This is a genomic window from Vibrio sp. 1751, from assembly GCF_033339895.1.
GTDB lineage: Bacteria > Pseudomonadota > Gammaproteobacteria > Enterobacterales > Vibrionaceae > Vibrio > Vibrio alginolyticus.
Genome location: NZ_JAWOVM010000001.1, coordinates 63331 through 77647 on the forward strand (window position 1 = coordinate 63331; position 14317 = coordinate 77647).

Annotated in this window: 11 protein-coding genes; 5 read left to right on the plus strand and 6 right to left on the minus strand. The window is 44.2% G+C overall.

The genetic code is table 11. The features are described from left to right. Window positions 1-116 precede the first annotated feature (116 nt). From R7041_RS00275 to R7041_RS00300, 6 genes are all read right to left on the minus strand, one after another. Window positions 117-698, minus strand: a complete 582-nt coding sequence (locus tag R7041_RS00275; RefSeq protein ID WP_025767697.1) for an ANTAR domain-containing response regulator — start codon at window positions 696-698, stop codon at window positions 117-119. A gap of 73 nt (window positions 699-771) precedes the next feature. Then, window positions 772-1689, minus strand: a complete 918-nt coding sequence (locus tag R7041_RS00280) for a dienelactone hydrolase family protein (RefSeq protein ID WP_005375880.1) — start codon at window positions 1687-1689, stop codon at window positions 772-774. 229 nt (window positions 1690-1918) lie between these two features. Further along, window positions 1919-2872 (minus strand): glycosyl transferase family protein, encoded by a 954-nt coding sequence (locus R7041_RS00285; protein ID WP_206949035.1) that lies wholly within the window; start codon window positions 2870-2872, stop codon window positions 1919-1921. Further along, entirely contained in the window at window positions 2869-3774 is a 906-nt protein-coding gene (gene cobA / locus R7041_RS00290) for a uroporphyrinogen-III C-methyltransferase (protein ID WP_206949036.1), read from the minus strand. Before cobA ends, R7041_RS00285 begins: the two co-directional genes overlap by 4 nt. A 20-nt stretch (window positions 3775-3794) precedes the next feature. Beyond that, window positions 3795-6458 (minus strand): nitrate reductase, encoded by a 2664-nt coding sequence (locus R7041_RS00295; RefSeq protein WP_206949037.1) that lies wholly within the window; start codon window positions 6456-6458, stop codon window positions 3795-3797. A 292-nt stretch (window positions 6459-6750) separates the two neighbouring features. Beyond that, entirely contained in the window at window positions 6751-7185 is a 435-nt protein-coding gene (locus R7041_RS00300; RefSeq protein ID WP_064369215.1) for a GNAT family N-acetyltransferase, read from the minus strand. Between the two features lie 379 nt (window positions 7186-7564). Between R7041_RS00300 and R7041_RS00305 the strand changes: the two genes are divergently transcribed. The 5 genes from R7041_RS00305 to R7041_RS00325 all read left to right on the plus strand — a co-directional run bounded on the left by R7041_RS00305 (window position 7565) and on the right by R7041_RS00325 (window position 14235). After that, the gene (locus tag R7041_RS00305) at window positions 7565-8821 is read left to right on the plus strand and encodes an aromatic amino acid transport family protein (protein WP_017820237.1); all 1257 of its coding nucleotides are present in this window, start codon (window positions 7565-7567) and stop codon (window positions 8819-8821) included. Between the two features lie 610 nt (window positions 8822-9431). Then, window positions 9432-11345 (plus strand): tetratricopeptide repeat-containing diguanylate cyclase, encoded by a 1914-nt coding sequence (locus R7041_RS00310; protein WP_025767692.1) that lies wholly within the window; start codon window positions 9432-9434, stop codon window positions 11343-11345. Between the two features lie 10 nt (window positions 11346-11355). Continuing rightward, window positions 11356-11697, plus strand: a complete 342-nt coding sequence (locus R7041_RS00315) for a hypothetical protein (protein ID WP_025767691.1) — start codon at window positions 11356-11358, stop codon at window positions 11695-11697. A 291-nt stretch (window positions 11698-11988) separates the two neighbouring features. After that, complete coding sequence (locus R7041_RS00320; protein ID WP_064369214.1) at window positions 11989-13767, plus strand: S8 family peptidase; 1779 nt, start codon at window positions 11989-11991, stop codon at window positions 13765-13767. A 12-nt stretch (window positions 13768-13779) separates the two neighbouring features. After that, window positions 13780-14235: a hypothetical protein gene (locus tag R7041_RS00325; protein WP_064369213.1), complete on the plus strand. Its 456-nt coding sequence runs from the start codon at window positions 13780-13782 to the stop codon at window positions 14233-14235. Window positions 14236-14317 lie beyond the last annotated feature (82 nt).

Consider the following 14317-nt stretch of genomic DNA (forward strand, 5'->3'; position numbering starts at 1 on the left):
CAGTAAATACAATAGATTAGTATATCTTGCCGTTTGTTATTCCCTGTTATTGCTTGCTGATAGTGCAACACGCACCACGTTAGAAAACGCACTATAACCCCAAAGTGGTAGAACGACTAATCAAGCACCTCCAAAGTAGTTATCAAATTCTTGGCAACTTGTGCGAGCGTTTGGCTCGATTGCATGGCTGAATTTCTTAGCGCTTTATAAGCCTGATCTTCATCAACGCTGTGCATCTTCATCAGAAGACCTTTCGCTTTTTCCACCAGCTTGCGCTCTTCAATCTTATTGGTCAGTAATTCAATTTCCGATTGCATACTTTCGAATTTCGCTCTCACTAATGTCGCATGTTCAATCCAAGGTTGAAGTGCAAACTCACTATCGTGCGGCATAAGAACATAGTCCATTTTTTCTGATAACCGATTGATATCATTGGATGATAATTGCTTTAAGACGATAAGAAGTGGTGCCGATTTTCTGCGGCAGAAATCGACGATCAAACGCAGTTCCGCGGTTGGTTGCTGCCATCCAACCACAACGCTTGCCGACGGTTCTCGTTGCATCAACGTTTCTAGTTGTGCCAATTGGCAGCCGATGATGTTGTCGTAATCTTTGCTCAATAAGCCGGACAATCGAGCCTGCTCTTGGAGGCTATCACAGCATACTATGATGGGTGTTTTTGACGTTGATTGAGTCATGCACATTCCTTGTTTATATCTCACTCACTAAGAGAGACATAACAAGGAATGTGCCAACTAAAGCTGAAGCGTTTTAACTAGAGGCGAGATGTTCTTTGAAGAAGCCGAGTGTACGTTCCCAAGCGAGCGCTGCTTCTTCCGGTGCGTAGCGTGCCGTTGAGTCGTTATGGAAGCCGTGGTTGACGTTTTCATACATTAGCGCTTGATACTGAGCGTCGGTTGCAATTAACTGCTGCTCATAAGCAGGCCATGTGTCGTTAACACGCTTATCGAGCCCTGCAAAGTGAATCATCAACGGCCCTTTGACTTGCTTTTGGATCTCTTGCGCAGCTGGTGTTCCATAAAAAGGCACACCTGCATCGAGCTCTTCAGGCATTACCGCTGCAAGCATATTGACAATGTATCCACCGAAGCAGAATCCAACCGCGCCCAATTTACCGTTGCCACCCTCGTATTGTTTGAGGAAGTTAGCGGCTGCAATAAAGTCTTGTTCGATCTTGGCTCTGTCCATCTCTTTCTGCATCGCGCGACCTTCATCGTCGTTCCCCGGATAGCCGCCGAGTGGATAAAGCGCGTCTGGAGCGAAAGCAATAAAGCCGTCTTTTGCAAGTCGTCTTGCGACATCTTTGATATAAGGGTTCAGACCTCGATTTTCATGAATCACCAACACGGTCGGCGATTTTAAGGTCTTCTTCTGTGGCATCACCAAATAACCACGCCCTTCTCCATGCCCATTTGGAGATGGAAAGGTTTCGTAAGTTGCTTTGATGTCAGGATCGTTAAATGAAACTTGTTCTGCGAGAGCGTAATTCGGGGTTAACGCATCGACCAGTGCTGTCATGCTAAAGCCAAGCACCGCAAGGCCACCCAGCCTGTTAAGAAACTCACGGCGCGTGATTTTTCCGTGGGCGTATTCGTCGTACCAATCGAAGGCTTCTTGCGGGATTGGGTGAGAAGCCTTTTCACTAGGAGTGGTATGCTTTAGAACCATTATCCATGTCCTCTGTGTCTTACCATATGGGAATTTCTCATTCTCAAAAGCGAAGCGAGAAACGAACGCGATTGAGGCTAAAACTGCGGTTTCACCACTCTGATACGGAGCAAGGTGGTGAAACACATCATTGGCGAGCTAGGATCTTTTACCTTCTTCAAACAATAGATAATGGATTCAGATTCAACAACTTTGCGTCGTTGGTTTTACATTAATTGACAATAGTGCGTTATTGTTGGCCGCAATAGGCTTGCCAGTAAGAGAAGGCACGTTCGAATGCTTTTTCTCTGTCGTGCATTTGTGCAAATAGCACCACCGTCATTGTGGCAAGAACCGTATTTGCCATTTGGTTCATGTCGTCTTCTGACGTTCCAAACGGGCAGTTTACAGGCATTGGCACCTCAGACAGCATTTGTTCCGTCCAGTAATGCGATGTCACGCCGCTTGTTTGGCTTAACCATACTGTTTGGCTTACTTTCGGGTTGTATTCGGACTCACCCGATTGTCCTTTGAATGACACAACGGCATGAGCGGTTTTGCCAATCTCGAATTCGACTTCAGCATGAAGTTGTTGGAACCCGGGATGAAAGCTACCACGAATACCAACCGTCGCCTGCCCCGGATTCAATGCTCGAACCACGGTATTAATCGGCGTTCTAAGCCCATAACGATTCTTCCAACCGATCATGGTTTCTGCTTGAGGAGCAAACGAACTCAGCGGTAGATACACAATGTTTTGTGTTTCTAACACACGCTTTGCGTCTTCTGCTGATTCCGCTTTCGTAATAGCAAATTTGTCGAGGTAGTCTTCAGCGTGTAAACGACCAGATTGACGGTCGTGATAGCCGTGCATCAGCACTTTATGGCCATTATCGGCGAGGATCTTCGCTGCCAACAGGTGCCAAGGTTGACCTGCCGCTTCACGTTTACCTGCATAACATGGCCAGTCGATGTCTGCACCAATAGCAGGCATGCGGGATTGGAATGCTTTCACAAAGCCAGCGATTTCTTGTTGAGTCTCGTTCTGTACACGGATCAGCATCAATAGCATTGCCATCTGATCGTCGTCGCACTCACCGTTTAGGTATTCATCCATAACTCGAAACGCTTGGTCAAAGTTCAGTGGTTTTCTACCACGTTCGCCACGACCGACTGTTCTAATACATTCCAAAATGCTGCTCATATTCCCTCGTATTCCGTCACTGACTGTACGGTTTCTATTAGTTGTTCGCGCAGTTTGACAACTTCTCCCATCACAATCAATGCTGGGCTCACGCCTTTAAGTGTAATCGATAAATCATTGAGCTGATTGAGTTGTGTAACGTGCACTTGTTGTTGAGGGCTGCAACCATGAGTGATGATCGCGACAGGGAAATCTGCTCTCAAACCGGAGCCTAATAAACCCGTTTGTATTTGCGATGACTTTTCTAACCCCATATAGAAGACTAACGTTTGTCCGCTTTGCATCAGTTGGCTCCACGCTTCAAATGCGCCTGTTACCACTTGCCCCGTCACAAAGGTAACGCTACGAGCAACGCCACGATGAGTCAGCGGAATCAAGCTGTTTGCTGAACATCCAATCGCAGCAGTAATACCGGGGATGACTTCGTAAGCGATTGAGTGTTTGACGAGCGCTAATGCTTCTTCGCCTCCACGGCCAAATACAAAAGGATCTCCCCCTTTTAAGCGTACAACTCGCTTTCCTTGTTGAGCGAGCGATACCATCAAGTCACAAATTTCTTCCTGACCAATACTAGGTTGTCCGCATCGTTTGCCCACGTAAATCCAATCGGCTTGTGGCGAAGCCAACTCCAAAATATCTTTGTTAACCAAACGGTCGTACAGCAGAACCTCTGCCGACATAATCGCTTTTACAGCCTTTACCGTTAACAAGTCAGGATCGTGCGGCCCTGCTCCGACAATCGAGACAAAACCTTTGTGGTTCGCGTCGAGGTCTATTGAATGGTCTTCTAAAAGTTGGTTCAGTTTGCTTGCTTGGTCATGCTTAGAAAAGCGAGACGAGCGTTCTTGTTTCTGACTCGCTTGTCCTTTCTTAAACCAAGACTTTTGATAAGGCGCTTCCATGTGCTTATCCTCTTTATGACTTACTTTATTTGAATCGCCAGACTTTGCTGGTTCGCTTGCTGTTTGCCCTTTTGATGCTGATGGCTGTCGACCATTTGTTTGATTTGAGAGACGCACGAGCCACAGTTAGTACCGCATTTGAGCTTGTTTTGAAGTTGGGTCACTGACGTGCAGTCTTGTTTCTCCATCGCGTCATGTATTTGTTTATCGGTGACGCGGAAACAACTACAAACCAGTTTGGCACTGCTTTGCGATTGAGTGATGGTAAGCAGTTGCGATAGCTCCATCGGTTTGCCAATCAAGCCGGTAAAGTTGGTGTAGTCGGTTTGAATCGGTTCACTAGACACCACTAAAACAGAACGAATGATACGCACGTCTCCAACAAGGTCGTAATCCACTGCTAGCCAACCTTGGGCAATATCTATCGTAATTCTGCGGCTCTTTTCCGTTCGACAAAAACTCTGCTTCTTTGGTCGTTTGTCGTGTGCAAAGCGCCAGATGCCTAAATTACTTTCTGCTTGAAATGCGCTGTAGAGAAACTTGCCGGAATCAAACTGTGTACCAATGAACATACCGTAAGTTTTTACCGCCGCCTCTTGCACTTCAACATAAGACGACTTAAACGCAGGCTGCCCGGAAATAGGGTCTTTTGCGCTGTTTACTATCGCGTTAACACTGCTTTCACCGCCATATCGACCCGCCCAGTGCATTGACATAAATAGCTCTTGAAAACCCAAACCTTCATCAATGGCAACTTTGGCATAAATACTGGTGTTTGAAGTAGGCTGAAACAGCTTGGTGAGTTGTCCTGCTTTTAAGCGATTTTGAGTAGCAGAGAGTGTGTTCATGTACACGGTTGGTTCTAACTCGGAGGCGGCAAGGTGTGCGATATGACCTGTGCGCGTCATGGTATGCCATTGATCGCGTTGCCTGCCCGTATTGAGCCACCAGCCTTTTGTTCTCTCTAAACGCGTTGGAGATTCACTGGTCACGACAAAGCGCGCTTTTCCATCTTGGTGCGAATAGATTCCATCAGCAAAAGGACGCTCTCCTCCCCATTGTGTCGGCACCCACTCTTCGTAATCTTGCTCGGTTAAGTTGGCGTATTGAGAAAGATCTAGCTTCAATGGCGAATCTGCATTCATGCCTGTCATCGCGGCATATTCCCTGAATACCGCCCGCTCAGAAGTAAACGCAAAGCCATTTTGTGTCTTTTCCAATGCACACAGAGCTTGTCCAACTTGGCTTATCGCCCACCAATCTGATTTTGCTTCACCCGGAGGCATTTGAAACTGACGCTGCCTTGAAAGTCGACGCTCAGAGTTGGTCACCATGCCTTGTTTCTCCCCCCAGCCAGCAGCGGGTAGCAACAGGTCTGCGTAATGCGCTACATCCGAATCCGCTGTGATATCGGAAACAATCACAAACGGACAAATCTCTAATGCACGTTTTACCAATTGGTTATCTGGTAATGAGACAACGGGATTGGTTGCCATGATCCACAGAACTTTAATCTCACCACGTTCTACCGCCTCAAACAGCTCAACGGCTTTTAAACCGGGCTGAGTGGCAATTTCTGGTGAATCCCAGAACGCCTGCACTTGCTTGATAGACTCTGCGTCAAAAGCACGATGAACCGCTAATTGATTGGCCAATCCACCGACTTCTCGCCCACCCATCGCATTCGGCTGACCTGTAATAGAAAACGGACCACAACCTGACTTAGCAATTTTACCTGTAGCCAAATGTGCATTAATAATGGCATTGCCTTTATCGACACCATTTTCCGCTTGGTTAACCCCTTGGCAAAACAGCGTGATTGCGGTTGGGCTTTGCGCGAACCATTGGAAGAATGTCTTGAGTTTTTCTTCTGAAATACCAATGGAAGACGATAGGTTAGTGACATCGTAACGTAAATCAGAGACTTCTTCTGCAAGCGCATCAAACCCGTCGGTATAGGAATTTATGTATTTAGAATCAATATACTGCTGCTCGATAAGAAACTTGAGCAGCCCATTAAAAAGTGACACATCCCCATCGTTTTTAATCGGTAGATGCAAATCCGCTTGCTGTGCTGTCACCGTTTCACGCGGGTCAATGACCACCAGCTTGAGGTTAGGATTGTTCTCTCTCGCTTGTTGAATACGTCGAAATAAAACAGGGTGCGTCCAAGCGGTATTCGCACCGCAGATAACCAACAACTCGGTATTATCAATGTCGTCGTAATTGACAGGAACGACATCTTCACCAAATGCTCGTACATGAGCCGCAACCGCCGAAGACATGCACAAACGGGAGTTCGTATCGATGTTAGCGCTGCCAACATAGCCTTTCATGAGTTTGTTGGCGACGTAATAGTCTTCCGTCAACAACTGGCCTGACACGTACATCGCGACGGAATCCGGTCCAAACTCTGCTTTCGCTTGATGAATCTTTTCTGCAATCAGATCCGTGGCTTGTTGCCATTGTACTTCTTGCCCTTGAGGTCGCTGCTTGGTGACAAGCTTTGGATACAGCAAGCGCGAAGGCATATTCAAGCTCTCTGCCAACGCGACACCCTTTACGCACAGTGAGCCCGCATTTGCAGGATGACACGCATCCCCAACGATTCCTTTCGCATTGACCTCGACACCACATCCAACACCACAATAGGGACAAGTGGTTTTTTTGCATCCTTGCGACATAACACCTCCAGTGCGATTCAGCCCAACTTACTAGCAAAAAAAAGCCTCTCCCGAATCGAGAGAGGCAGCAATGCCTTTAACGCTGTTAGTACATTTTCAAAAAGTAATACCCTATACCGCTCTCGCCTGCTATTGAGAGCGGCGCATCGAGTTATCGATGAACGTTTATGTAAAGCAAGTGAGGTGCCAAGATTAAAAACCTTTACTATACAAAAGGTTAGCTTAAAACCAATTATAGCAACGTAATGCTACGCACTGATTGTGTGCAAATTTCGGTCATTATCGTGCAGAATTACTTTACTAATTCCATGACTAACCTGGATTCTTCGTCACCAAAATAATGCGCTTCTTCTTCTAACGTTTTAAAGCCAAGGGAGAGGTATAAAGACAATGCAGGTTGGTTCTTAGGATCGACAGTCAATTTCACGCTTGAGCCTAACTTCAACGGCGCAATAACGTTTTCTAGGAGGGAACGCGCAATACCTTTACCTCTATGTTGAATATCGACGGCCAATGACATGATCCAATATTGATGTGCATTTGTGCTAGTCGTTAGCAATATATACCCTGCGACCTGCTTTCCCTCTTTTGCTACCAGTAAGCTCTCTCCCCAACAATCAAAAGCTTGCCGAAAGAAAAATTGAGGATAGGCGTGTTCTCCAAATAAAGTATTTTCGAGCTTATATATGGCAAATAAGTCCTCTTTTTGCGCAGACAAGATGTCCATTCAATGACTCCTTCTTTAACATGAATGGCAGCAGTATACCTAAATCTCATCTAAATGACGGGACACAAACATCTCAATTAAGTGCTTAAGAAATGTAATATTCTTCCTGAAAATTAGGCCTAACTCACTTAGAACATACATCCGTGATTAAGTTTTAACCGCAAAATCAAAAACCACACAAGATGAAAATTTCAATACATACAACCATTAAATGCATTAAAAATAAGAACTTTATTCTGGTTTATTGAAAAATTCATAGTTGGATAATTTACAACCACCCCAAGTCCACAGCATTATTCACCAAGCTTCGCATGTGATAATAAACACTAAAACCTTTACCATTTTCAGCATTATTATTTTTATAAAAGCGAGTTTTAAAGTGAAAGAATCTCGAAATGCCTTAAATCCTAGTGAAATAAACACAACCACAGCTTGGTCAAAACATGATACACATTGGGTTCTTAGCCTATTTGGAACAGCCGTTGGCGCAGGCATCCTGTTTCTGCCAATTAACCTTGGGATTGGTGGTTTTTGGCCTTTAGTCGCGATGGCAGTACTTGCTTTTCCAATGACCTATCTTGCGCACCGTGGCTTAGCTCGTTTTGTACTATCTTCTAAGATCAAAAACGCAGACTTCACTGATGTAGTGGAAGAGCACTTCGGCGCAAAAGCAGGCCGTTCTATTTCACTGCTGTATTTTCTTTCGATCTTCCCGATCCTGTTGATATATGGGGTTGGAATAACAAACACAGTAGATAGCTTCATGGTAAATCAGGCTGATATGGCTTCTTTACCTAGACCTTTGCTTTCTGGCGTACTAGTGTTTGCACTAATTGCTATTATGATGGCGGGTGAAAAAGTAATGCTACGGGCCTTTGCCATTATGGTGTTCCCACTTGTTGCCATTCTTGCCTTTCTATCATTTTACTTAATACCGAACTGGACCATGCCTGTCATGGATGTGCCAGAAGCGTCAGCTTTTGCTAGCACTATGTGGTTAGCAGTTCCTGTAGTGATTTTTTCGTTTAGTCACGCAGCTGCAATTTCAAGCTTTGCAAATGTACAACGTCGCCATTACGGTAAGCAGGCAGATGCCAAATCCGAAGTTATTCTTCGCCGCACTAGCATCATGCTGATTGCCTTTGTTCTTATTTTTGTATTTTCCTGTGTGCTAACACTGTCACCTGAACAATTGGCTCAAGCAAAAGAACAAAACGTATCTGTATTGTCTTACTTAGCGAACGCAACCGATAATCCATTTATTGCAACACTTGGTCCTTTAGTAGCGTTTGTTGCTATCACTTCATCTTTCCTTGGGCATTTTTTAGGTGCGCGTGAAAGCTTAAATGGTTTAATTAACAAGCATTTTAACCTATCTGAGAAGCGTGTTGATCGTATCAGCGTGGCAGCACTGTTCTTCTCAATCTGGGCGGCGGCGATCATGAACCCAAGTATTCTTGGTATGATGGAAGCATTGTCAGGGCCTGTTATTGCAATGATCTTATTTATTATGCCAATGTTAGCGGTGTATAAAATCGAGGCGATGAAACAATATCGAGGAAATGTCTCTACTTACTTTGTTCTAGCAGCAGGCATTGTGGCGGTAAGTGCATTGATTTTTAGCTTCTTCAGCTAATAACTAAAGACTATCTTGGATTTTCAGGGGAATACCTTACACAAGGTTAAGGTGATTCCCTGAATTTTCTTACTCTTTAAAAGGTAATCATCGTTACCCTTGACTCTTAAATAAGAGCGAAAACACCCGCAATCATAAGTACTGAAGCGATGCAGGTACGGCCGATAATGCCGAAGTGCGAAGGTTGAATCATTTCATTATGCATAGTTAATCTCCTATTTATTATAAAAGCCATTTTTTATTGGCTTAATAACACTATGTCTAATATCCAGTTTTTTAACAACCCATACAAGCATTAAATATTTATGACAGAAACGTAATTTTTTACACTTCGCCCTGATTTTGAGCGATGAATCCGCGGCTTAAATCATTAGATTGAGTCCGCCGAATATGCTCGCCTACCCGTCATCGTTACCTTGTCTATACCATCGCCTAATCATTGCATAAGTTTTCAATAGATTTTGTTTTATAAATCATAATATTATAGAGATCCTTCTCGTATCTCACTCCTAAAACACTTTGCCACTGGGAATCCATCCGCACTTAACCAACAAGAAATGGTAGACTTAACTGGTATTCGGTTAAGAGATCACATTTTATTAATACGCTCATGCACTTCTCAATTAAAACACTGGCTTGCGCACTTTGTACTGCACTTGGACTTTTCTTGCATCCCACCAACGTACTGGCGAGTACCGAAAAGCAAGCTTATCTGGAAGAACACATTTCAGCAGAAAGCAAGCCCATGTTAAAACTCTACTTTCGCTCGATGGGTAAGCCGCGATCAATTCAAAAAGATGAGTTAAATGCGCCACAGAATGCATCAGCGGAGTCTCTTGCTCTGTATTACTTTGCACGAAAGTACCTTAAGCGTTACGAAGGCGTTCCATTACCGAAAGATATGCCCGATTTAATCGAATTCGGTAAAAAGCACCATTTGGAATGGGTCGTCGCTGAAGCACAGCTCAATAAGGCTGTAACAATGATTGAGCAAGACGATAACTGGAACGCAGAATTGTTACTCCATGACGTTGTTTCTACAGCCCGTGATCTTGGTTATCTAGCATTAGAAGGCCGTGCTTACCGCTGGTTAGGCAATCTAGAAGTATCTCGAAATCAACTACGCAGTGGCCTAAAATATTATCGCAATGCCTATGAGTTATTAGAAAAAACAGTATTTGAAATACAAGTCGCGATGACACTGAACAACATTGGGACGGTCTACATCGATGCATCAGATTGGGCTCGGGCCAACAGTTACCTAACGCAAGCTCTCGACACTTACCTAGAGAGCGAATATCAATACGATAATAGCTTTTTTATGGGGGTTATCTACGCAAACCTTAGCATCGTTCACTCGAGCCTCGGAGATAACAAAAAAGCGGAATATTATTTCAATGAAGCCATTCGACTTTCAATGCAAACGGGGTCGGACACAGTCAAGCACCACTCTTTATCCAGCTTTTCACAAATGTTGAGCTCGGTAGGAAAAATTGATGATGCATTAATGGTCGCACAGCGTTGCGTAGACCTGCCCATTCCAAAAAATCTAGAAATGCTAAAAACGTCTTGTTACGAGGCATTTGCAGAGGCTTACCTCGCAAACAAACAATACGATAAAGCTATTACAACAGCACTTAACGTTCTAGAACAAACCAAATCAACCAGTGAATTAGAGCTGCGTCAGCGTATTGATATGCTTTCGGTACTGGTAAACGCTCATCAAATTCTTAATGACTATGAAGCGGCTTTTCATTATTTAACCCAATTAAGAGAGCTAGAGGCTGAGTTTTCTCATCATATTCATGGTGAAGAGATGATTAACATTAAGTTTGACCTCGAAGCTAAGTTAGCCCAGAAAGAACTCAAATTGCTAGAAACAAAAAATGCGCTACAAGCCTCTGAACTGCGTTCACAGCGCTATCGAGAAATGTTCTACTTTATCGCTATTGCGGCAATTGGAGTCGTTGGTTTTCGTTACGTACTGCGCGTTAGACGTATTAATAAAGCACTCACTCAAGAAAATACTACCGATCCATTAACTCAATTGCATAACCGTCGCTATCTTCACATTTGGTTGGACAAAATGGCTCGTAGAAGCCCAGATAGAACATTTGCCTTAGCCGTTTTAGATGTCGATCATTTCAAAACCTTTAATGATCAATATGGACACGATATTGGCGATAAAATGCTGACTCATATTGCCACGCTATTTAACGAATCCACCCGCTCTGGTGACCTACTCATTCGTTGGGGTGGAGAAGAGTTTGTCCTATTATTCGAAGTACAGCGAGCCGAAGATTGCACTAAGTTTTTGGAGCGATTGAGATATACTGTTGAAAACACGCCATTGGTGGTTGACTCTAAACCATTAAGCGCGACAATTTCCCTTGGAGCAGTGGACAAACTGTCGGCACAAACAATTAAACAAGAATGGGATCAGTGGTTTTTCTTGGCAGACCAAGCTTTGTATGATGCGAAGCAAGCTGGTAGAAACCAGTTCATCATTCATCCTACATCATAAAAAAGCACACATGAAAAAAAATCTAATCATTATTACTTTTGCGCCTCTATTTCTTATGGCGTGTAGTAATCAGCAAGCATCTCAACTGGGAATGCGCAGCAGCAGTGTCAATGTATATGCCCAGCAAATGAGTAACACTCAACTATGTGAAACTCTCTACTACAACCGTGCAACTAACCAAACCAAAGTGGCGATTGGTGCTGAGTTCAATCGACGTGGATTAAACAAAAAGTGGTGTGATAAAGAATTCGATAAGTTGTACATTAAAAAGTGGATTGATAACGTGCTGCCTAAGGAAAAAGCCGAACCCAAGAAACCAATCGCAACTATTCAACCCGCTTCAACTAAATAACCCACCATCTTGAAGCAGACGGTACACTCGTATTTTCTGCTTTTCATTTTTCATTTTTCATTTTTCATTTTTCATTTTTCATTTTTCATTTTTCATGCATGTTCGATGCGACATATAAAAACCTCATGGTTTCAGTAAATTAACAAAGACTTATGTTGTCCATCGAACTTTTAATGTAAACAAGTTGTAAATGGTTTTCGTCCTTATTCTTTGTCGTTAGCTTTGTTTGTTCCTGTTAGCGGAATATGAAACAGGAACTAAAAAATTCCAAACAAAGACATGAGGTCAAAAATGGAAATACGCATTAATCGCCTATTTGCAGCTATGTTGGCAGTAGGCATTGCACCTGCCGTCTCGGCGTTTGATCCACTCTATTCTGAACAATGGCACTTAGACAACACGGGGCAAACTGCGTTTGCGGCTAATCCTGCTGTTGCTGGGAACGACTTAAACACTAAGCTCACTCAGGCAATGGGGATTGCAGGTGTTGGTGTGAAAGTTGCCGTCATTGATTCTGGAGTGCAGATCGATCACCCCGACCTTGCAGGTAATATAGTTACAGGTAGCAGAAACTTCGTCGAAGACTCTTCATTCCCACCAAGTTATCCGGTTGATACTAATGGTCATGGCACTGCTGTAGCCGGTTTGATTAGCGCCGTCGGCAACAACGGTGAAGGCGGACGCGGTGTCGCTTCTCACTCTTCCCTCATTGGTTTTAACTGGTTAGCCAACCAGACATTAGAAGGTTGGTTAATCTCCCATGGCATGGACCCAGCAACACGTGATGTTCGCGTATTTAACCAAAGTTACGGTTTCAGCCCTATAAACCCGATTACTTTTGATGAGAGCGACCCTCAACTAAAACTTGAAATGGACGTGATGAAAAACGTCAGCGAGAGTAACGCCTGGGGTCGAGGTGCTGTATTTGTAAAGTCAGCAGGTAATGGTTACCGTTATTTCAATGCAGGGCGATTCTTCGTATTGCCAAGTAACTTCTTTGCTGGTGGAGACAATCAAGGCTTACCGATGCACAACTCTGCTCAGTCTTATGATAACGCCAATTACTTCAATTTAGTCACTAGTGCACTGCGAGCGGATGGTACGAGAGCGAGTTACTCATCGGTGGGTTCGAACGTGTGGGTTGCAGCACCAGCAGGTGAATATGGGCAAGATTTCCCTGCTATGGTCACCACTGATTTAATGGGTTGTGAAGAAGGGCAAAATACCAGTGAAGGCCTTGGCATTAATGGGTTACACGGCGGAACGGAGCTCGATCCGAACTGTAACTATACCAGTACGATGAACGGAACCTCATCGGCTGCGCCAAACACATCGGGTGCCATCGCGGCAATCATGTCAACCAACCACGCACTTTCTGCTCGTGATGTACGTGCTTTACTAGCGGAGACAGCAAAAGTAACGGATAAAGCGCATCCAGGCGTACAGCTTGAATTTACTAACCATAAAGGTGAACAGGTTAGCTACGAGGCCATTGCCCCTTGGCAAAAAAACGCAGCAGGCGTAGATTTCCATACTTTTTATGGCTTCGGCGCTGTAGATTTAGATGACGCGATGCAACGTGCTCGCATGACGAATCGTGTTTTACCAGCTCAGGTCATTACGCCATGGGTTAATAACGCTACAGAAGTAAGTGTACCCGATGCAAGTCTAGTTGGTGGTTCTTCAAGTATCGCCATTGCCGATGAGCTGACAGTAGAATCCGTTCAAGTGACATTGACATTGGACCACGCTCGTCTGCCCGACTTAGCTATCGAGCTCATTTCGCCATCAGGGACTCGTTCTGTTTTGCAAACACCGCGCAATGGTCTTGTTGGTCAATCTCTTGATCCAACGATTACTGGCTACAAAGATCAATTAATGTTGTCTAACCAATTTTATGGCGAAGATGCAAAAGGCGAATGGACGTTGCGAGCAATAGATACGAACGGCGATGAAGCCTATTCTTACATTGCATATTTCAACTCTTCCACCATCTATGACGTTCCGATGGCAAACAACGCTCAACCCGGTGTTATTAAGAACTGGTCGATGCGCATATTTGGACACTAAGGAGTCAATAACATGAAATACAAATCATTTTCTATGCTGGCTCTCGTTATCATGACGTCGAGTGTATACGCAGAGCAACAGCTCTCTCAACAACCTGCACCAGAACTGTTTGTGCCATCAGAAGCGGTTGAGATTAATGGCCAAGATTATCGAAAAGTGCAAACTGGCACTGTTAGAACCCTATCTGAAGACGTAAAACTTCAAGCGGGTGATGAGGTGTTTAAGAATGCGTTTAGTAATGTATCCAAAGCCACAGGACTGGTTTATATCACCGTAAACAATCCTAACGAAGCGAAAGCAGTCGCCAACGAGTTAAAATTAGAAGTTATCTTCGCAGAGGGGGAATCAGCGGTGTTAAAAGCATCTCAAGATCAAGATCTGCTAAGTATTAGCGACTACCTAAATGCAGACAGCCGGGTAAAAGCGTCTAAAATTGAACTAAACAGCGGTAAATACCGTGCACAATAATTCTCTAACAAGAGAAGTTGGCCTGTAAAACCATGCCTCAGCGATTGCTGAGGCATTTTTATGGGTAGGAACAGATACGCTA

What these genes read in the sequence shown, in the direction of transcription:
- cobA (WP_206949036.1), bottom strand. Translation starts at nt 3,774, where the DNA reads ATGGAAGCGCCTTATCAAAAGTCTTGGTTTAAGAAAGGACAAGCGAGT.
- R7041_RS00310 (WP_025767692.1), top strand. Translation starts at nt 9,432, where the DNA reads ATGCACTTCTCAATTAAAACACTGGCTTGCGCACTTTGTACTGCACTT.
- R7041_RS00295 (WP_206949037.1), bottom strand. Translation starts at nt 6,458, where the DNA reads ATGTCGCAAGGATGCAAAAAAACCACTTGTCCCTATTGTGGTGTTGGA.
- R7041_RS00315 (WP_025767691.1), top strand. Translation starts at nt 11,356, where the DNA reads ATGAAAAAAAATCTAATCATTATTACTTTTGCGCCTCTATTTCTTATG.
- R7041_RS00300 (WP_064369215.1), bottom strand. Translation starts at nt 7,185, where the DNA reads ATGGACATCTTGTCTGCGCAAAAAGAGGACTTATTTGCCATATATAAG.
- R7041_RS00280 (WP_005375880.1), bottom strand. Translation starts at nt 1,689, where the DNA reads ATGGTTCTAAAGCATACCACTCCTAGTGAAAAGGCTTCTCACCCAATC.
- R7041_RS00285 (WP_206949035.1), bottom strand. Translation starts at nt 2,872, where the DNA reads ATGAGCAGCATTTTGGAATGTATTAGAACAGTCGGTCGTGGCGAACGT.
- R7041_RS00320 (WP_064369214.1), top strand. Translation starts at nt 11,989, where the DNA reads ATGGAAATACGCATTAATCGCCTATTTGCAGCTATGTTGGCAGTAGGC.
- R7041_RS00325 (WP_064369213.1), top strand. Translation starts at nt 13,780, where the DNA reads ATGAAATACAAATCATTTTCTATGCTGGCTCTCGTTATCATGACGTCG.
- R7041_RS00275 (WP_025767697.1), bottom strand. Translation starts at nt 698, where the DNA reads ATGACTCAATCAACGTCAAAAACACCCATCATAGTATGCTGTGATAGC.